Below are 20430 nucleotides of genomic sequence, written 5' to 3'. Positions count from 1 at the left end.
GGGTATAGTAGAGAGTATACTGCATCAGTGAACCAAATCGCTCTTGCCTCCGAGTCAATTGTGTGGGAACATGCAAAGGGTTTTCGTCAATTGTGTGGGAGTGGTTTCATTGTGACAGTTGTGTGAGGATTGAATGGCTAAACGTTATATATCCCTTCTGCCCGTGATTGCCCTCGTGGCGCTGATCGGGAGTTTGCTGGCGGTCGCACCAGTACGTGCCGCAGGTGGTACGGTGACACCGAGTGCGGGTGGTCTTGGTACGCGCTTCCACTTCACCGCCACGGGCTTTACCGCCCACGAGTGGGTACACTTTTGGGCCACCGGCCCTGATGGCCGCAGCTATCCGCGTTACCCCTCACTCAAGGCCGAGACGGACGGTAGCGTCGTCTGGTCGTGGGATGTGGAGGCTGGAATGCGGAATGGTCAGTGGACGATGACCGCCTTCGGGACGGATAGCGACCAGCGGGTGGAGATCTCCTTCACGTTGGTGGATGTGCCCGCTGTGGTCTTACCTGCCAGTGTCACGCCCAGTAGTGGCCCGCGTGGTACTACCTTCAGCTTTACCATGGGTGGGATGGTACCGGGCGAGCGTTTAGGCGCGTGGCTCACCCAACCCGATGGGCGCAGCCGCGATTTCGTACCCGGTGAGGAGTTCCGCGCCTACGCCGACAACAACGGCTCAACCAGTTGGCTCTGGGCTGCGCCGCGCGATGCCCAACTTGGCCAGTGGCAGGCTACTCTGCGCGGCCTCGATAGCGGGCGCCAGGTGAGTGTTGGCTTTGTAATCACCGGCGAGCCACAGGCTGGCCCCAGTCGCTCGGTGCAACCGGCGGCTGGCCCGCCCGGAACCACCTTTACGGTGGTGGTGGGCGGCTTGAACCCGGAAGAAGAGGCCGGGAGTTGGCTCACGCGCCCCGATGGGAGTTCGGTTGCGGCAACCCCCTACCTGCGCGCCAATCTTCAGGGGGTGGTGACGTGGACATGGACGGCACCGAGCGATGCGCCGAGTGGCATGTGGCAGGCGGTGACGAAAGGCCAGGATAGTCAGATCCAGGTGGTGTTGCCCTTTACGGTGGGCGGTACGAATGCAACCCCGCCCGATCCCAACGTGGTGCAGGTGCGCCTGAGCAACAGCAACGTGCGCCCCGGTGATACGATCAGGGTTGAGGCGAGTGGCTTTGCTGCCGATGAGAAACTGAGCTATTGGGCCACTCGTCCTGATGGTCTGCCGGTGCATAGTGAGACGAAGATCGGTGCCAACAGCCAGGGCGCAGCCAGTTGGGAGTATCAGGTGCCGCAAAATGCGCTGGCGGGCGTGTGGACAATGACGGTGCGCGGTGATGATTCGCGGCGCAGTGCCCAGGCAACCTTCACCGTGCAGGCGGCTGATCCGAGTTCGCGGGTCACACCCAGCAGTGGCCCGCCCGGTACCACCTTCACCTTCAGCGCCGAAGGGTTTTTGGATGACTACGAGAAGGTCTTCTTCTGGTTTGTTGATCCCAATGGGCGTAGTGTGGATGGCCCGGAGCCGAAGAATAGCGATAACAATAACCGGGTGACGTGGACATGGACCGCGCCTAAAGATGCCCTCGGTGGCCAGTGGCAGGCCGTCGCGCTGGGCGAGTCGTCGCGGGTGCAGCGGGTCATCCCCTTTACGATCATGAATGCCGAAGCCCCCAGTGGGCCGGGGGCTTCGGTGAACCCGGAGCGCGGCGCTCCCGGTACCACCTTCACCTTTACCGCGAGTGGCTATGAGAAGGATGAGCGGGTTGGCTACTGGCTCAATCAGCCCGATGGGACAATCATCCGCTTCGACCGCGAACTGATTGCGGATCGCGATGGGGTGGTGCGATGGACGTGGATTGCTCCAGCCAGCGCCCAACGCGGGCTTTACACCATGGCCGCCCGTAGCTCCCAGAACGATAAGGTCAATAACGACGTCTCGTATACCATCCGGTTTACGGTTGAATAGATGCTCATTCACCTAGAGTCCAGATTTTGACGCAAAGACGCCAAGGCGCAAAGCTTTTAACTGCGTAAGCAAGCGCACCCTTCGCGTCTTCGCGTCTTCGCGTCAAAAAGAGATTCCGCGTAGGAGTGAACCCTTCGTTTACCCCACGTATATTGAATAGTTCGTGTACAATATGCTGCGGAATCGCCGAATCGCAACCCTGCACACCGAGGATTCATGTCAAGCCTCGATCTGCCCCGTTCGCAGGCGGCTATAGCCGCAGATAGTACCAATCCCCGCCTGACCCAGGTTTGCTCATTGCGTGTTGAGCAGGTGATCTACCTGGGTTTGGCGGTTCTCGCGTTGTTGGCTCATCTGTGGGGGTTGGGTGATCGCGCTCTGCACCACGATGAGACATTGCATGCGGCCTATTCATGGTATCTCTTCAGTGGGCGTGGCTATATGCACGATCCGCTGCTACATGGGCCGTTGCTCTACAATATTGGGGCGTTGGCGTATTGGATCTTTGGCGATAACGATACGACCGCCCGCTTGGGCGCGGCCTTGGCGGGGAGTGCGCTGACTCTCACGCCCTACCTCATTCGGCGTGAATTGGGGCGGCTGGCGGCACTGCTGGCGGCGCTCTATCTGCTCATCTCGCCGGTCTTTCTCTACTACGGGCGCTTCATTCGCCACGATATCTATTCGCTCCTGTGCGAGATGTTGGTCTTTGCGGCGATTGTGCGCTATACCAGCACCCGCCGTCCGCTGTGGCTCTACACGGGGGCGGTTGCTTTCGCGCTCATGTATGTCAATCAGGAGACGAGCTACCTCTTCCTGTTGATCATGGCCGTGCCGCTCATTCTCACCTTCCTCTGGCGCATCTACCGGCCCGGTGTGGCGCTGCTGCTCGGTGCGGGCTTGCTGCTGATCGGCCTGATCTTTGTGCTGCCGGGTGAGGCCAAGGTGGATGGTGGCCACACCGCCCAGCGCGATCCGCAAACCCAGGCGATGCTCTATACTCCTGGGCCGATCTTTGGCTGGTACCCGCTGGAGACCGAAGATAATTCCTATGCGCTGCGCATCCGCAACCGCTCGGATACGGATGGAGGGCGTGGCTTGATCGAGAACCTGGGGCGCTACCTGCACGATCTGTGGCTCTTTTTTGGGCATCCGGCAGTGTTGTCGGCGCTGGCGGTGAGCCTGGGGACGCTGGGGGTGTTGGGGTGGCTGATCTGGGGGCGCGGTGCGCAGAGTCGCTGGCGGGCGGCCCACGAAGGCGGGGAACCGCTGGTGGCGATCTATGCCTCGTTGGCACAGAATCGGCGCTGGGTGGTGGCGCTGGCAATCTTCCTGGCGATCTATGCACTCTTCTTCAGCACCTACTTCACCAACCTGATCGGCACCATCAGCGGCACGACCGGCTCGCTGCTCTACTGGCTGGCTCAACACAATGTTGAGCGTGGCGGGCAACCTGCTCACTACTACCTCATCCAGTTGATCATCTACGAGCCATTGTTGCTGCTCTGGGGTGGGATTGGGCTGATCTTCTTGCTCATAGACTATCTGCGGCGTGAAGTTGAAGCCGGCGCTTATTGGGCCATCCGCCTGATCGCTTGGTGGTCACTCGGTGCGGCCTTCATCTACACCTGGGCGGGCGAGAAGATGCCCTGGCTGACTACCCATATCGCGCTGCCGCTGGTGCTGCTGGCGGCCTGGGCGTTGCAACGCAGTCTGCGCGGGCTGCGTTCTGGTGATGAGCTACCCCCACCAACTGCGGTGGCCAGTTTTATCGCCATCTTCACCCTGATTGTGAGCCTCTGCTTTGTGTTGATGACGGCGATCATGAGCTTTATTGATCAGTCGCTCATCCCGCCCTGGATGGTGCTGCTCTTTCTCCTGCTCCTGCTCACCCTGCTGACGGCGGGCTTTGCGCTGCGCTGGAATCTGCGCTGGGCACTTGCGCTGCTGGCGGCCTGTATTGCGGTGACGGGCGGCCTCTACACGGCCCGCAGCGCCTTCCGCCTCGCCTACCAAAATGGCGACATCCCCCGCGAAATGCTCGTCTATACCCAAACCTCGCCCGATGTGATGCGGGTGGTGCGTAAACTCGAAGAGGCTTCGCGGCGGCGTGGCTACGGGCTATCCATGCCGATCCTCTATGATAACGAGACGGTCTGGAGTTGGTATCTGCGCGACTTCGCCCAGGCCGAGCGGATTGGGGGCGATCTGAGCGCCCCACCTGCTGAAGAGATCATGGCGGTGCTGCTGCTCGACGAGAATATGATCCAGAACCCGCAGAACCGGCAATTCCTGGATGGATTTGTCATTCAGCGCTACCCGTTACGTTGGTGGTTCCCCGAAGACCAGATCTACCGGCTGGCCCCGGGATGGCGTGACGCGCCGCTCGAATCAACCTCGCTGCTCGGCCAGTTCTTGCGCACGCCGCTGGATCGCCATATCCACGTCCGCATCTGGAACTACCTCATCTTCCGTGAACCGGGCTATCCGCTGGGTTCTTCGGATTTTTATATCGCGGTACGTCCCGAATTGGCCAATCAGATTGGGATTGGTTTGGGTGGAAGTTTGAACCAGAAATAAATACCATCACGCTATGTCATACACAGCCCACAGAGAAGAGGATTCACTCCTCGATCACCACCTGAGCTTCGGACGCATCAACGGGGAAGTCGTCACCTACATCCTTATCGTCCTACTCAGCCTGATGGCCCATCTATGGGGGCTGGATCGCATGGCCATGCACCATGACGAGAGCATCCATGCGTGGTCGAGTTGGCGCTTTTATACTGGGGCGGGCAGTTTTAGTTGTTGGGGTGGTGCTACCGCTCCGACCTACTGTTATGATCCGGTCTATCACGGGCCGGTGCTCTATATTCTGACCTTCGCGGCCTACTTTTTGTTTGGTGATGGTGACGCGCAGGCGCGGCTCCCGATGGCGCTGGCCGGGGTGGGGATGGTGGCCTCGGCGTGGTGGCTGCGGCCCCTCCTGGGGCGGCGCGGGGCGTTGATTGCGGCGGCGCTGCTCGCCTTTTCGCCCTCGCTGCTCTATTTCACCCGCTTTGCCCGCCACGATGGCCTCATGGTGCTGTGGGAGATCTGGATGTTCATCGGGGCTATGCGCTGGCTAGAGAGTGGCAAGGCGCGCTGGCTCTACCTCGTCGCCGCCGCCGTGGCGTTAGCGATTGGCACCCACGAACTCTACTACATCCTCTTCTTCATCTTTGGCGTCTTTCTCGTGATGCGCCTGCTCAGCGAAAGCCGCTTCTCGCGCTACCTGCACTGGGGGCTGATCGCGGTCTTTGCGCTCTGTCTCGTACTGATGGTACTCAATCCACCGCTGCCGGTTGGCCAGGGGCTTTACCTGGGCGAGAAGGCATTTTTGGTCGCCTCGGCGCTCGCGTTGGCGTGGATCTGTCAGGGCTTGTGGGACCCGCACCCGCTGCTGAGTGAGCGTCTGCGCACGACATGGCAGGCGGATCGCCAGAGCATCTGGGTCGCCTTGGCGATCTTAGCGGGGATCTATCTGGTCTGTTACACCACCTTCCTGACCTACCCGCCGGGGGCGATTGACGGCCTCTATGCGGGGTTGGCCTACTGGTTAGGTAGCCAGCAGGAGTATGCACGCGGCGATCAGCCCTGGTACTACTACCTGATGCAACTGCCGCTCTATGAGCCACTGGCGGTGCTGAGCGGCTTCGGCGTGGTGGTGGCCATGATCACGGCGGTGGTGAGGCGGGTGCTGCGCAGCCGACGGGTGGCTCCGGTGGTGGTGGCGGAGGAGGAGGAGGAAGAAGAAGCCGAACTGGTGGCGGTTGCACCGCCACCCACGCTCCCCCCCTGGTCGCTCGCGCCGCTGCTCCTCACCTTCTGGTTCTTCACGGCAGTGATCCTCTTCTCGTGGGCGGGCGAGAAGATGCCCTGGCTACTCGTGCATATGGCACTCCCCGGCAACCTGCTGGCCGCGTGGGTCTTGGGGCGGCTGGTGCAGGTTGCGCACAACCCCGCCCAGCCCGCGCCGTCGGCGCGCTTCCTCATCCCCATCGGTACGCTCCTCATTCTGATCAGCCTGGGGGTTGCGTTTTGGCGCGCCGGGATGCCCGCGACCGGGCAGACGGCGCAGAGCAACCTGCTGCAAAGCCTCGTGCCATTGATTGTGGCGGGGGCGGTGATCTACGGCATGCTCACCATCGCCAATCAGATCGGCGGGCGTGTCGTCATGGCCCTCGCCAGCCTCACCATCGCGGGGCTGATCGGTACGTACACCCTGCGCGCCACCTGGATGGCGGTCTATGAACACCCCGACACCCCGGTTGAGTTGCTCGTCTATACCCAGACCGCCCCCGATGTACCGCGTTACGTGGCCGACATCCACGAGTTAGCAATCAACCTGACTCGTAACCAACGCAGTGCGGAGGATGTGGCGGGCGAGATCAGCCTACCGATCATCATTGATAGTGGCGATGCCAACGGGGATGGTTCGCTGGCGTGGCCGTTGCAGTGGTACCTGCGCGACTTCAAGCGCCTCGTGTGGATGAAGAAGGATGCCATCCAGACCAACCCCGGCCCGACCACCTTTGAAGTGGATTTACCCGATGGGAGTCGCGGCCTAGCCCCGATTGTGCTGCTCTACAAACCGCATGTGAGCAGTGAGGTGCGCCAAGCGCTAGAGGCCAACTATGTGCAGCCCTACGGTGCCACAGGCGTCTTCAACTGGTGGTTCCCGGAGGGCCAGAAGTGTAGCCCGGATGCGCCGGGGTACAAGCGCTTCTACTATAGCCGCTGGACCTCAGACGCCATTCTAACCGCGCAACCCACCGAGGATGGCGGGCGCGGCGGGTGTGGCCGCGACATCAGCGCCGAAGTGTACGGGCCACTCGCGCCGATCCTGTGGCCCTTCCAGCGCGAAAACTGGGCCTGGCTCTACCCCTACCTGATCTACCGCGAACTACCTGAACCGCTCAGCCCCGGTGTGCGCGAGATGGAGGTCTGGATTCGCCGCGATCTTGCGGGGGGTGTAGGCCAGAACGAGGCGACCGCCACCGCCAGCAGCGATCTGCGCCTCGTGGCCCAGAACGCAGCCACCCTGCCGGTCGGCGGTACGGGGCCAACCGGCGCGGCGGTGGATGCGCAGGGTAACCTCTACATCGCCGATAGCGGAGCGCATCAGATCCACATCTTTGGCCCCGACGGCAGCCTGACCCGCAGCTTCGGCAGCTTCGGCACCGAATTGGGTTACCTGTACGAGCCACGCGGGATCGCGGTAGATGCTGAGGGCAACATCTATGTAGCCGACACATGGAATGCACGGATTGTGAAGTATAATGCCCAACTGCAAGTGGTGGGAAGTTGGGGCAGCGGTACGCAAGATCTGGGCGATGGGCGCAAAGCGACGATCACCGATGGCGATCCGGTGAAGAATGCCGAAAACCCGCTCGGCCTATTTGGGCCACGCGGCTTAGCGCTCGATGCTGAGGGCAATCTTTACATTGCCGACACCGGCAACAAGCGCATCGTCGTCACCGACACTACGGGTAACTACCGTTACCAATGGGGCTACGCCGGTGCAGAACTAGGAGCCTTCAACGAACCGGTAGGCGTTGCGGTGGATGCGCAGGGCAACGTCTATGTCGCCGACACATGGAACAGCCGGGTGCAAGTCTTTGCGCCAGATGGCACCGGCCAAGTCGGCCCCATCCCGATCATTACGTGGCCAGTACGTGGTTGGATGCCAAACACCTATGATGATCCAGCAATTGCCGCCAGCCCCGATGGAACCATCTATGTCAGCATCCCCAGCCGCCAACAGGTACTCGCAGCCAACCTGCGTGGCGACGTACTACTGCGTTGGGGTGGGCCAGGGAGCGGCCTCGCTGCCCTAAACAGCCCAAGTGGGATCGGGGTAAGCCCAGATGGTAGTGTGTGGGTCATTGATCGCAACGAATCGCGAGCATTGCGCTTTGTCTTGCCTGAAGTACAAGCCATTCCATGAACACTTACGCGCACCTCAATCACTACATTTCGCCCTCAGCCGAAGCCGGATTGAGTGATGCATGGCGCCGTTCGCTCGGACGATTGGGCGACTACAGCGCCATCCTGATTCGCTCACTCAATCTGCGTCCATTAGACGTTAGCCTGTATACTCAGACCGAAGATCACATTCTGGTACGTATCAGCCTACCAAGTTCCTACCTGATCCTCCGTGTCGCACCGGAAGATGATCTGGCGGCGTATGTCTACCAGATCCGTGCGCTCAGCGGCCACAACATCCCGGCACCCAAGATCATCCAGCGCGATCTCTCGCGCAGCCTCGTCCCCTTCGCGTTTACGCTCGAATCGTATGTCCCTGGCGTACATGCCGAAGAGATCCACAATCCGCCACTCTTACGTGGGGCAGGCCGCCAGGCCGGGCGAGCCTTGCGCAGAATGCACTGCATCCCGGTGACAAGTGCCGGACGCCCGACTGCATCGGGGCGTTGGCCGCAACAAAACTGGCGCGTGGTGTTGCGCCAGATCGGGCGAAGGATCGCGGCACCACCTGCGGATGCGCTGATCTTCAGTAGCCACGAGCAGCGCATCATCACCAATCTGCTCGACAGCCCCATGCTTGAGTGTCAGCAACCCATGCTCATCCACGGGCGCTTCAGTCCACGTTCGGTGCGGTGTACCTCAAGTGGGAATGTGCATCTAGAGGCGCTGATTGACCCCGGCCACTATATCGGGGGCGACGGGCTTTATGATCTGGCGTGTGGCCTATGCGCGGCACACCCGGAGGCATGGCGCGAGGGTCTACTGGATGGTTACCAATCGGCGGGGCCACTGAGCGAAGCCGAACGGCGACGCTTACCGCTGCTCCAACTGCTGGCTAACTACTGGGAAGCCTGCCGCCGCTATATGTACGCTGAACCCCACGAGGCCGCCCGTACCGAAGCCCTCCGGCTGATGGAGGAACTGGTCGCTTCAGAACGAGGATCGCGGCTGGTAGCGGTATAAGTGCGCTAGTTACCAAGCTTTTTGCCGAATGAAATGAGCATGACTAAAGTGCGTCAACTCCGAACTCTCCCGAATGTGGCATAAGGAGCGTTAGCCATGGATGCACCACAGACCTTTATCTTTGCAACGCTAGATGAACTCGCTGAGGCGGCGGCAGTTCAGATCACCACCGCCATTAAAGCCGCCGTGCAAGAGCGGGGCCACTGCCTGATTGCCCTCTCAGGAGGCAACATCCCTCCACGGGTTCATCACATCATCTCCATCCTCCCCTTGCGTACCCAAATTCCATGGCACGCACTGAGCATTATCTGGGTGGATGAACGTTATGTCCCCTTTGATAGCCCCGACAGCAACTACCTACTCGCCCGCCAGACCCTACTCGATCACATCCCCATCCCCTCGGATCAGATCTACCCTGTCCCCACCTACTATGCCACGCCGGAGCTTGCCGCTACCGTCTATGATCGCCAGATCCAAGCCCTCTTAGCCACCCATGGCGGGCAGATAGATATTGCCATCCTGGGGATGGGGGCGGATGGCCATACAGCATCGCTCTTCCCCAACCATCCGGCGCTCAACGCGGCAGCGAACCAGCACGTCATCGCGGTGAGCAATGCACCCAAACCGCCACCAACCCGGATAAGCCTGACGCCAAGTGTGCTAAATCGTAGCCGGTTGGTGCTGTTCCTCGTTGCTGGGGCCGACAAGGCGGCGATGCTGGCGGCGGCCCTGCATGGCCCGCACACCCCCACGGATATTCCGGCCCAGATCATTCACCCCACCAATGGGCAGGTGGTGTGGATGTTGGACACCGATGCAGCGGCGAATCTCTAAATGCGCTTCAGTTCTGCCCGATCATCTTATTGTAGGCAAACTGCCCCCACCAAGAGAGGATAATCACCACTGGCAAGCAGAAACACAGCATATACAATACCTGAGCGATCTCCGGTTTAGGCCCAAAGGCATTTGTCAATGCAAGAAATATTAATCGATGCGAAAGGTACATAAAGAAACCGGCAAAGCTTATAGTACGAATAAACCAGTTTATATATTGCTGTACTAAGTATTTCTCTAGAAATAGCCTTAGATTAATAGTTGTCAGAAAAAATACCAATGAACCAAACAAGATTAAGGGAGTAGCGAAAGCGGAAAACTCTAATAATTCTAATCCCTGAAAGGAAAAGAACCAAGAGACTACAAGAAGCAAATAGTTGGTTGCGATGAAATATCGGTTATATAGTAATTCTTGGTGGCCAGCAATATATATTCCTGCAAAAAAAGGCAAGAAGTAAAGAAAAAATCGCGGATCAAACGTAAAGAATACAAAATCACCCAATAAACCTACGAAGACAATGCTTAAGCAAAATAAAATATAAACGAATTGATGTCTTCTTATCACCACCATCAAAGGTGTTATTGCATAAAAAACCACTAGAACTGCAATAAACCATAATGTCCGCAATGAAGAGAAAGAAAATACCGAAATCAAAGCAATACTTTTAAATACAGATATCTGAGTTCCTAATCCCGTAAACCAGAATAATAAACAAGCAAGTGCATAAGGCGGGTATATCCTAAGAAAACGCGATTTATAGAATTGCACCACATCACTTACTGTTTGAAATGTCCGACGCATCCCTATGAGATACCCAGATATAAGCATGAACAAACCAAGAATAATAACCGTCAATCTTGTAATATAGGGGTCTTTGCTAACATAAAAAGCCGTATAATCTAGAAGATGCCAATACCCGACAATATAAAGAACACTGAAACTGCGAATCATATCAATAAGTATGTCGTTTTTTATGCTTTTGCCTGCCATAAACTCCTCATGTAATAACTACAAATACTCCAATTGCCATCTATACAACACCAACTCAATCCGGAAAGAGATCATCGGTCTCTTCATCCACCGTGCGCGGCGCAACGGGAGGTTTGCCCTTACTCGATTGCTGCATCGCCTTATAGAAAGCTTCATCGTAGGGGCGGGTACGCACCACCACCGGCATTGGCACCGCGTGGCCCAAGACGAGCGCCTGCTGTTTGCTGTCGAGGGTCGCCAAAACGGCCTTGAGAGCGGTACCGCCACTGACCCCGGTAAAGACCGCGTCAATATCGCGCTCATCGTTCAGCAGCGCCGTGATGCGGGTACCGATCTGGCTCATCACCTCGTTGTCAATCGAGGAGGGGCGCTGGTCTACCACCAGCAGCGTAACGCTATACTTACGCATCTCACGCGCAATCATGCCGAAGATCGTCTGTTTGGCATTGGTAGGATTGAGGAACTTATGCGCCTCCTCAATTGTGATCATCAGCGGATGCGGGCGGTCGGCGGCATTTTTGGTACGGTTGTAGGTCTCGCTCTTCTCCATCCAGCGCCGATGGATGCGGCGGGTGATGATGTTCGCCACGAGCATATAGGCGAGGCTGCTACTATGCTGGCCAAATTCGAGTACCACATGACGTTTGGCGGCTAGGGCATCAATCAACCGATCAATCACCGAAAAATCGGCCTGTTTGTGGATGAACTTGAGGCGACTAATCTGCGCCAGCTTGCGCTTGAGCGCCCCAATAGCACCGGCGTGAGCACCATGGGCTTCAGCAAACTCTTTGATCTCGGCGCTGTCCATGTCGAGCAACTGGGTCAGCCAGCGATCTTTATAGTGATCGGCAAGGAGCGAGGCGGTTTCACCAGCGGTGCTGCTCAGATTTAACTCGTCTTGAAGGGGAATGACATCCTCGATCTCAATCTGATTCAGGCCAATCACCACCTCGCCATCATAGCTACCGTGCTGGGCACCATCGGGATCGAGGGTATAGACCTGCACCTGGCTGCCAAAGAGTTGGCGTAGGCTCTTCACAAAGACGTTGCCCTCGGCACGTGCATCGCGGCCATACTCATTGTGCATGTCGAAGATCAGGTTGGAGGCGATGCCGGACTGGATGGTGCCACACAACAAGAGCCGGGTGAGAAAGCTCTTGCCAGTACCGCTCTTACCAAAGATGCCGTTGGAACGCTCAATCAGGCGCTCCAGATCAATACAGACCGGCACCTCCATGTCCAAGGGCTTACCGATCTCAAAGTGGGTGCGATCTGCTTCACCAAAGACGCGACTAAAATCGGCCTCTTGCGCCTCGTAGAGCGCCGAAAAGTGGCGCGGGATGGTCTTCACCGGCGACAACTGCGCGGTAGGATCGTGCGGCAACATAAGCTGCGGGCGCACCTGAAGCGTCCCGTAGGTAGCCGTCCCCGCCAGCACCGCCTGGATAAACGCATCAGCTTTGGGCGGATCGATCAACACCTTCTGGTTCGTCGCCTCCAAAGCCACATCGGTGATCATCGAGAAGAAATCGTTCTTCTCACCATTGACGACCACAAACTGCCCGACTCGCATATCCTCGACACTCTCACGTGCCTCAAGACGGGCGGTAAGCCCGGTGTTGAGCGAACCACTGGTGATGACGCCAAGGCGGGTGCGTTGCTGCATAGTGCCTCCTTATCGCTGCGAGTCTGGCAGCACAAATATACCACAGGTTGGGTATGAAGTAGAGAGACGCAAGATCTTGTATCTCTAGCCTCCATTTTTAAATATTAACCATTTTTATAGAATAAATCCGCCACAAAAAAATAGTATGCCCGCGTTTATATAAACCCTGGCTAAGCCAAGCAATTCGACACCACCCACCATAGAGAGTGAGTGACATATATGCGAGTTCTCATTGTTGAAGATGATGCAGCGGTACGCAGCTTTCTGTGCCGGGTGATGTGTCTGCTCTTGCCCCATGCGCAGGTTATCTCGGCGATAGATGGGAACCAAGGGCTACTTGAGTTTCTGGCTGAACCATTCGATCTAGTGATCAGTGATAACCGTATGCCCAACATGAGTGGTCTGGAGTTGCTGACCACGCTGCGTGAGTATTCGAGTGTCCCCTTCGTTATGATCTCGGCTGAGGTTGCAACTGAATATCGCGCACTACAAGCGGGAGCATCGGCCTATCTAGCGAAGCCATTGTCCATCAATGAACTGCGCACGGTGGTGCGCCATGTGATGGCAACATCCTTCGATTATACTAGTAGAGTGTAAGCAATGTCCGCCCTCCGCCGATAGATTATAAGGAGCCAATGGTGCAACTCCCAGTCTATGATGGCTACATCTTCGATCTTGATGGGACGATCTATTTGGGTGACCAGATCTTACCAGGGGCAGTTGATCTGCTTGCCCAACTGCGACGTGATGGGCGGAAGGTAGCCTTTCTCTCCAACAATCCCACCAAAAACCGGGCGCAGTATGTCGCCAAGTTGAACCAGATGGGCATCCCAACCAGCCTCGACGAGGTGATCAACACCAGTTATGTGATGGTCGAGTGGCTGAAGAGCAATGCCCCCGGTGCGACGGTCTACCCGGTGAGTGAGCAACCGTTGATTGATGAACTCAGCGCCGCCGGGTTCCCGATTAGTGAGCGGGCGGGCGAGATCGAGTATGTGATCGCCTCCTTCGACCGCACCTTCGTCTACCGCAAGCTCCAGATCGCCTTCGATGCCATTCGGGCGGGTGCTCAGTTGGTCGCCACCAACCCCGACCGCTTCTGCCCGGTGCCGGGGGGTGGTGAACCCGATGCGGCGGCGATCATTGCGGCGATTGAGGCATGTACGAACACCCGCTGTAGTGTGAATGTTGGCAAACCCTCACCGATTATGGCTCGCACTATCAGTACCCAACTAGGTGTGCCACCAGAGCGCTGCCTGATGGTTGGGGATCGCCTACATACCGATATTGCGATGGGGGCTGCGGCGGGCATGGATACGCTGCTGGTGCTTACGGGCGATAGCCGCCGCGCTGATCTGGCGACAGCACCCTATCAGCCCACCTACATTGCCGAGGATCTATTGTAGGGGCGAAGCATCGCCCGCCATATGGCAGAGGCACCCGAACGAGGTTGGCGGGCGATGCTTCGCCCCTACTTCTCTCTTGACGAGAAACGGGCTTCGCTCTACAATTTCATGATAGAACACCAAGCCCTACGAGGAGTCACCATGCCACCGATTCGATCTACGCACCATACCCATCACCTGCTGCCTCCCGGCGTGGAGCGCTGGCATGGGCAGGCCGCCGATTCAGCCGGCGATTCCACATGGCCAGTCGCGCTGCGGGCGATGCTCCTCTTCACTGGTGCCGTTCTCCCCGATGATGCCACGTTAGCACGTACTTCAAATGATGACCTGAATATGTTGCGTGTCTCGCTGAACATGTTGGGCAACAACGATCATAGCAATATGGCCTAGCTCATCCACTCCGTAATCGCCGCGTCAACCATGGATGCAGCCTCCCAGTGCGGGAGGTGGCCCGCTTTGGGCACCTCAAGTAACTGGCTCCCCGCAACCTGGGCGTGTAGCCAGTGGGCCTGCTGGATCGGTACGACCGGATCGCGGTGACCGGCGATGATCAGCAGCGGGCAGCGGATCTGAGCCATGAGCGGGCGGATGTCACACAGCGCCAACAACTTGAGCAAGATCGCAAAGTTGCGGATCGAGGAGCGTTGGTAGTCAGCGTGCCAATGCTCCACCGCAGCTTTGGCAATCGGGTTGCGCCGGTAGGCCGCCGCGTCTCCACTGTAGAACTGTCCAATCCCCCACTTAATGTAGGGCAGTGAGCGTTGGGTGGCGCGGTAGTTGAGCCAGTAGAAGCCGTAGCCACCCAAGAGATACATCTGGCGCTGGTACAGCCCCAGGAATCCACTCAGTGGCCCCCACACGACCGGCGCAATCGCCACTACCCGTTGAACCAGTTCGGGGTAGAGCGACGCCATGGCCAACGCCACCATCCCGCCGGTCGAGTGACCGATCAGGGTGACGGGTTGGCCATTGGCGATCTCGCGGATGGCGTGTAGCTCCAGATCAATCAGCATCTCCTGAGTCAGTTCGCGATAATCGGGCGGTACCTGCGCCGGGTAGTGGCCGGGCAGATCAAGTGTCACGCAGCGCCCGTAGGGTGCCATGTGGGCCACTTCACGGTGCCAAATGGAGCGGTTGGCCGAGTAACCATTGATGAAGATGAAGGTCGTGTCACCCTGGCTGTGTTCCTCCCAGGTCAGGGTGTGGCCGCGATGGTTGGTAGATGGCATAGGTTTATTGATAGAATGCAGCAATGATCTGTGGCGTCACGAAGCCTTCGATCAATGATCCGAGCGTGACTAAGGGCAACAAGACAAAGACCCAGATCTTGGCGAAGGCGGCCAAGGCCCAGAGCAGATTCTGGCCGGTGGTGAAACCGGGTGGCGGGGCCAACATCGCCGCTCCGATGCGCAGCCCTAAGGCCGCGCTGAGAATGAAGGCGGGTAGCTCGATGATACCATGGGGCAGCACATAGGCCAACACAAACTGAAGCGGGCTGGCGATGCCCAAAATAAGCCAACTGCCGCCGCGCACCGCCAGTAGGTGCGAGATGAAGCCGATCTGAGCGAAGGCTACCGCTGGCACCAGGAAGGCGAAGAGGCCAAAACTGACCGTCGAGAAGAGGTTGGAGAGGATGGAGACACGGATGTTGTTGGCGAAGATCTGGAGCGTGAGCAGCAGCGAGGCTTGGGGTGGGTTACCCAGGTTGGCAATCGCCTGCTCGAAGATCCAGATGTGGTAGCGTTCGCCCAGGAATGCGCCGAGAAGTAACCCGCCTAGCGCTGCAAAACTGGCAAAGCCGAGGGGCATGCGCAGTTCCCGCAAGAGTTCGCGCAGTTCATGGGTGTAGAAACGTCGCACCGAAAAGGCGCGGCCCGCATACTGACTGGGCTGGGTGCCCGCCGGACGATGCTCGCGGTAGAATCTGAGGTAGGTGTTGAGGATCTGACGCGGGTTGAGATCTTCGTGCTCGCGGGAGAGGATCTCTTCGCGATTGAAACTCATCAGCCCACTGCGGATCAGGGCGATGGCGATCACGAAGAGCGCCGCCATCACATACCAGAGCATGTCGTAGCGCTGTGCAATGAAGAGGACGGCCTGTACCTGGAGCGTGACCGCTGTGGGTACCAGCACCGCCGAGGCGAGCAGGGTAGCAGCGCGGATACTGCTGGTGTGGCTCGAAATCACCACCGCCCCCGCCACCAGCAGCAGGCTGATCACCGTAATCATAAGGGTGATCTGGAGCAGCAGCAGCGGGGTCATGCTGTCATAGTAGATGCTGGGATGTACCATCCGCATCATGTTGAGGAAGACCAGCATGGCCATGAGGCTACCTGCGAGCGGCACGATCAGCGCCGAGAGCAACTTGCCCGTGTAGAGGCTGCGGTCAGAGATGGGCATGGCCAGCAGCGATTCGAGGCTGTTGCGTTCGCGCTCGCCGACAAACGACTCAATCGCCGTAATCAGGGCGAAGCTGGCGGGCACAAAGCCGATCAGCAGGGCGGCAAAGGGCACCAAGCGCCCTAGCACCAGCGGATCTTCAACAAAGCCGAGCGCAAACGAGGTGCCCGCAACCAAACCACCCGGCAGCGCAATCGTCAAGACCGCGAGCGGAATCAGTACGCGCCAATCGGTCATGATCTCGCGCAGTTCGCGTTGGGCAATCGCCAGCGCCGAACTCAGCCCACCATCGCGCCGCCCCCGACCCCGCCCCAACCGCAACTTGTTGGGGCGCGCCGCCTGCCACGCGAAGAGCCGGATCGAACCCTGGGTATGCTCGCGTGACAAGATCTCCTCGCGGTTGAAGGTCTTCATCCCGATCCGCATGAGCAGCGCCGCCAGCGTAAAGAGGCCCACCGCCACCAGCCACAACTCGCCCCAGCGGTTATTGATGATCTGCACCGCCGCCAACTGCACCACCAACGCCGCCGGTAACAGAATGAAGCTCGACATCAGATTGGCGGCACGTACCGTCGTGATGTGGGCCGAGATCACCACCGCGCTGGTGACCATCACCAACGCCAAGCTGCTCACAACGAGGAAGATCAGCAGCAACCGACTCAGGGTAAAGGCGGGGTAGTAGAGATCGGGTTGGAAGCCGATCAGCATTAAGAGAAAGACCAGCATAGCGATCACGCTGGAGATCAAGGGCGTAAAGAGTGAGGAGGCGAGTTTGCCCAGGTAGAGATCGCCATCCGAGAGTGGCATCGAGAGTAGCGATTCAAGGCTGTTGCGTTCGCGCTCGCCCACAAACGACTCGAGGGCGGTAATCAGCGAGAAACTAGCCGGAATAAAGCCGACCAGCAGCGCCGCAAAGGGCACCAGCCGCTCGGCCAGATTATCTGCCTCCACATAGTCTACGACTTGGCTGGCCCCGGCCACCAACAACTGGGGGAAGATGAAGGTGAGCAAAAGGATCGGAGCCACAATACGCCAATCCTTGAGCGTATCGCGTACTTCGCGGCGGGCAATGGTGGTAATCGTCGTGATGTTCATAGTTAGTCCGCGACAATCCGCAGATAGACCTCTTCGAGACGCTGGGGCACTTCGGCCAGCGAGACCACAGGCAGACCGGTTGCCGCCAAGCGGCTCAGGATCTGCGGGTTGAGCAGATGCGGCTCGGAGCAGCGGTAACGCAGCGCGGTATCGCTCTGGCTCTCCACCGTTATCAGATCGGCCAGGATGGAAGCCGCCGCACTCGCCGGAAGTGGAGCGGCCAAGCGTAATTCATAGATCGGCGCACCGAGAAGCTGGCGGGTCAACTCCGCTATCGTCCCCTGGGCAATAATCTGGCCGCTCCGAATAATCGCAATCCGGTCGGCCAGCACCTCCGCCTCACTCAGGTTATGGGTGGTGAGCAAAATCGAACGGTCGGCGGCACGCAGATCTTGGATCGCATCGCGCACCGTGCGCGCACTCTGCGGGTCCATCGCAGTCGTCGGCTCATCCAAAAAGAGCACCGGCGGATCGTGGATCAGGGCACGCACCAGCGCGATCTTCTGCTTCATCCCCTTAGAATAGCCATCGAGCTTACGATCACGCGCCTCCCACATGCCAAACTGGCGCAACAGCAGTTCGGCGCGCGATTGGCGGGCCTGAGCTTCGAGACCCAGCAGCGAGCCAAAGAAATCGAGGTACTCCATCGCCGCCATCCGCCCATACAGGCCGGGGTACTCCGTCAGCAACCCGACCTTACTACGGACTACTTCGGCCTCGCGCACCACATCGTGGCCACAGATACGCGCATAGCCACTACTCGGCTTGAGGATCGCGCCGAGCATACGCACCGTAGTCGTCTTTCCGGCCCCATTTGGCCCCAGCAAGGCCAGCAATTCACCGGGCTGAATATTGAGATCGATGCTGCGCACCGCTTGGAAGGCACCAAATTGCTTACTCAGTTGCGAGGCTTCAATCATGATCGGCTCCTATGGGCTTGGCCAACGACAACGTGGCCCTGCTTCTATTGTACCTAGCGATGGTATCCAAAGCCACCCAGTAGGTGTTGGATTTGGCGCACCTGAGTGCAAGTAGGGGCGAAGCATCGCCCCCCAACATGGTTGGGGTTCCCCCGGTCACATGGTGGGCGATGATTCGCCCCTACGGACATGCGGGGCATGGCGGCGCACCCGTGGCGGCACGGGGCGGGGCGGGGGTTCATTATGACGGGGCATGGCGGCGCACCCGTGGCGGCACGGGGCGGGGGTTCATTATGACGGGGCATGGCGGCGCACCCGTGGCGGCACGGGGCGGGGGTTCATTATGACGGGGCATGGCGGCGCACCCGTGGCGGCACGGGGCGGGGCGGGGGTTCATTATGACGGGGCATGGCGGGGTACCCGTGGTGGCACGGGGCGGGGCACCCGTGCCACCACGGGATCGGGCGGGGGTTCATTATGACGGGGCATGGTGGGGTACCCGTGGCGGCACGGGGCGGGGCGGGGGTTCATTATGACGGGGCATGGTGGCGCACCCGTGGCGGCACGGCACGGGGCGGGGGTTCATGTAGGGGCGAAGCATCGCCCCCCAACATGGGTGGGGTTTCCCCGGCCACATGGTGGGCGATGCTTCGCCCCTACGGACATGCGGGGCATGGTGGCGCACCCGTGGCGGCACGAGGCGGGGCGGGGGTTCATTATGACGGGGCATGGCGGGGCACCCGTGGCGGCACGGGGCGGGGCACCCGTGCCACCACGGGATCGGGCGGGGGTTCATGTAGGGCGATGCTGCGCCCCCGCCCCCCACCGGAGGTGACTTTGCACATGCCCTACGCCCCTTCTAACGCATGTTGACAATTCCCAACAAGACGTGCTACTTTATACACGTTGTGAGGATTATTCTGGTGTTCGTGCAAGAACACTCGGTGGGAGTATGTATGCAGATCGGCAACCTCAAGAAATCGGGCCAAGATGCAGCGCATCTGGTGGAAGAGCGTCCCACCAGCGGTGCATGCACAGACGGTACGAAATCTCGTACCGGGCTTGCCCGTTCTGCCGTGATGTGTACGCTACGGACGGCGGCTTCTGCCGGACGTACTAAAAGCCTAACTCGTTAGGCGGGGAGGCCGAACCTCCCCGCAAAGAGCGTTTGTTATGCAAACAAACGGTTCTGAGAGGGGGGTGGATGCCTTGGGCCAGCGAGTCCTCGTCCTCAACGCAAGCTACGAACCGCTACAACTCATCTCGGTACGTCGGGCAATCATCCTGTTACTTCAGGAGAAGGCCGAACTGATCGAGGCGGCCCAGCAACAACTGCGGGCGCTTCAGGTCACACTGGCGGTTCCCCTGGTGATCCGTCTGGTGCGCTATATCCGCATTCCACGGCGGCTCAAGTTGCCCTGCTCACGGCGCGGCATCTTCGCCCGTGATCGTGAGACATGCCAGTATTGTGGTGAGCAGCCGGGGCGGCACCAGCTCACGATGGATCATGTGATCCCGCGCTCACAGGGAGGGCCAACCACCTGGGAAAACCTCGTCACCGCCTGCCGTGATTGCAACCACCGTAAGGGCGGGCGCACCCCCGAACAGGCCGGGATGCACCTGTTGAGTACGCCGCGCCAGCCGCAGTACTTGGCCTTTGCCCTGCTTGGCGAGATGGAACGCCACGATGTCTGGCGTAAGTATGCCTTCATCTAAGCGCCGTCTGGGTGATTTTGGCGAAGCGGCCGCCTATGCCCATCTGCTGCGTAAGGGTTATCGCATCCTAGCCCGCAACTGGCGCTGTCAGTACGGTGAGCTCGATCTGGTCGCCCACGATGGCGACCAGATCGTTTGTGTTGAGGTGCGAACCCGCCGCGCCTCTAGCTCGATCAGCCCCGAAGAGAGCATTACCCCCCTCAAACGCCAGCGGCTCATGCGCCTCGCGATGACCTACCTCAGCCAAACCGATCTGCCCGATTCCACTGTGTGCCGCATCGATCTGATTGCGGTAGAGATTGACTCGCAAGGGCGGATTGCACGCCTCGATCACCTGATCAGCGCGGTTGAGGAGTAGGTGTTGTGACACTCCGCAGCCACTAAAGTGGCGCGGCTTCTTGGCCCAACCCGCCTACTGGCGAGCGTAACGACCAACGGAG

General features: G+C 59.1%; 16 protein-coding genes. 11 read left to right on the top strand and 5 right to left on the bottom strand.

The window, feature by feature from the left end; all coding sequences use genetic code 11:
* The first annotated feature begins 133 nt into the window (after positions 1-133).
* From EKD03_RS00075 to pgl, 5 genes are all read left to right on the top strand, one after another.
* Positions 134-1972, top strand: coding sequence for a hypothetical protein (locus EKD03_RS00075; protein WP_129626043.1), 1839 nt, complete (start codon positions 134-136; stop codon positions 1970-1972).
* 216 nt (positions 1973-2188) lie between these two features.
* The gene (locus EKD03_RS00070; protein WP_129626041.1) at positions 2189-4552 is read left to right on the top strand and encodes a flippase activity-associated protein Agl23; all 2364 of its coding nucleotides are present in this window, start codon (positions 2189-2191) and stop codon (positions 4550-4552) included.
* A gap of 13 nt (positions 4553-4565) precedes the next feature.
* Positions 4566-7961 (top strand): flippase activity-associated protein Agl23, encoded by a 3396-nt coding sequence (locus tag EKD03_RS00065; RefSeq protein ID WP_129626039.1) that lies wholly within the window; start codon positions 4566-4568, stop codon positions 7959-7961.
* Positions 7958-8962: an aminoglycoside phosphotransferase family protein gene (locus EKD03_RS00060; protein ID WP_129626037.1), complete on the top strand. Its 1005-nt coding sequence runs from the start codon at positions 7958-7960 to the stop codon at positions 8960-8962. The genes EKD03_RS00065 and EKD03_RS00060 overlap by 4 nt, the downstream gene beginning before the upstream one ends.
* Positions 8963-9058: 96 nt before the next feature.
* Positions 9059-9796 carry a 6-phosphogluconolactonase gene (pgl, locus tag EKD03_RS00055; protein WP_129626035.1) on the top strand — a complete coding sequence of 246 codons (738 nt, stop codon included), beginning with the start codon at positions 9059-9061 and terminating at the stop codon, positions 9794-9796.
* Positions 9797-9803: 7 nt separating this feature from the next.
* On the opposite strand, the gene EKD03_RS00050 is transcribed toward pgl, so the two are convergent.
* Both EKD03_RS00050 and EKD03_RS00045 read right to left on the bottom strand, forming a co-directional pair.
* Complete coding sequence (locus EKD03_RS00050) at positions 9804-10787, bottom strand: acyltransferase family protein (protein ID WP_129626034.1); 984 nt, start codon at positions 10785-10787, stop codon at positions 9804-9806.
* Positions 10788-10842: 55 nt separating this feature from the next.
* A complete protein-coding gene (locus EKD03_RS00045) occupies positions 10843-12453 on the bottom strand; it encodes a helicase HerA domain-containing protein (RefSeq protein WP_129626032.1) in 1611 nt (536 codons plus the stop codon).
* A gap of 219 nt (positions 12454-12672) precedes the next feature.
* Here EKD03_RS00045 and EKD03_RS00040 point away from each other — a divergent pair, with 219 nt between their 5' ends.
* From EKD03_RS00040 to EKD03_RS00030, 3 genes are all read left to right on the top strand, one after another.
* A complete protein-coding gene (locus tag EKD03_RS00040) occupies positions 12673-13050 on the top strand; it encodes a response regulator (protein ID WP_129626030.1) in 378 nt (125 codons plus the stop codon).
* 38 nt (positions 13051-13088) lie between these two features.
* Positions 13089-13859: an HAD-IIA family hydrolase gene (locus EKD03_RS00035; protein WP_129626028.1), complete on the top strand. Its 771-nt coding sequence runs from the start codon at positions 13089-13091 to the stop codon at positions 13857-13859.
* 141 nt (positions 13860-14000) lie between these two features.
* Complete coding sequence (locus EKD03_RS00030; protein WP_129626026.1) at positions 14001-14249, top strand: hypothetical protein; 249 nt, start codon at positions 14001-14003, stop codon at positions 14247-14249.
* On the opposite strand, the gene EKD03_RS00025 is transcribed toward EKD03_RS00030, so the two are convergent.
* From EKD03_RS00025 to EKD03_RS00015, 3 genes are read right to left on the bottom strand one after another with little or no spacing between them, the layout of a single operon-like run.
* Positions 14246-15088 carry an alpha/beta fold hydrolase gene (locus tag EKD03_RS00025; protein WP_129626024.1) on the bottom strand — a complete coding sequence of 281 codons (843 nt, stop codon included), beginning with the start codon at positions 15086-15088 and terminating at the stop codon, positions 14246-14248. The genes EKD03_RS00030 and EKD03_RS00025 overlap by 4 nt on opposite strands.
* Before the next feature lie 4 nt (positions 15089-15092).
* Positions 15093-17354, bottom strand: a complete 2262-nt coding sequence (locus EKD03_RS00020) for a stage II sporulation protein M (RefSeq protein WP_129626022.1) — start codon at positions 17352-17354, stop codon at positions 15093-15095.
* A gap of 2 nt (positions 17355-17356) precedes the next feature.
* Positions 17357-18274: an ABC transporter ATP-binding protein gene (locus tag EKD03_RS00015; protein WP_129626020.1), complete on the bottom strand. Its 918-nt coding sequence runs from the start codon at positions 18272-18274 to the stop codon at positions 17357-17359.
* Positions 18275-18444: 170 nt separating this feature from the next.
* Between EKD03_RS00015 and EKD03_RS18315 the strand changes: the two genes are divergently transcribed.
* The 3 genes from EKD03_RS18315 (at position 18445) to EKD03_RS00005 (ending at position 20348) form a co-directional block, all read left to right on the top strand.
* A complete protein-coding gene (locus tag EKD03_RS18315; protein ID WP_161569135.1) occupies positions 18445-18621 on the top strand; it encodes a hypothetical protein in 177 nt (58 codons plus the stop codon).
* Positions 18622-19447: 826 nt separating this feature from the next.
* Complete coding sequence (locus tag EKD03_RS00010; RefSeq protein WP_238613238.1) at positions 19448-19990, top strand: HNH endonuclease; 543 nt, start codon at positions 19448-19450, stop codon at positions 19988-19990.
* The gene (locus tag EKD03_RS00005) at positions 19977-20348 is read left to right on the top strand and encodes a YraN family protein (protein ID WP_129626018.1); all 372 of its coding nucleotides are present in this window, start codon (positions 19977-19979) and stop codon (positions 20346-20348) included. The genes EKD03_RS00010 and EKD03_RS00005 overlap by 14 nt, the downstream gene beginning before the upstream one ends.
* Positions 20349-20430 lie beyond the last annotated feature (82 nt).

This window comes from Candidatus Oscillochloris fontis (assembly GCF_004138135.1).
Taxonomy (GTDB): Bacteria; Chloroflexota; Chloroflexia; order Chloroflexales; family Chloroflexaceae; genus Oscillochloris; species Oscillochloris fontis.
The sequence above is the reverse complement of the archived record's forward strand: the minus strand, read 5'-3'. Positions and strand labels throughout refer to the sequence as shown.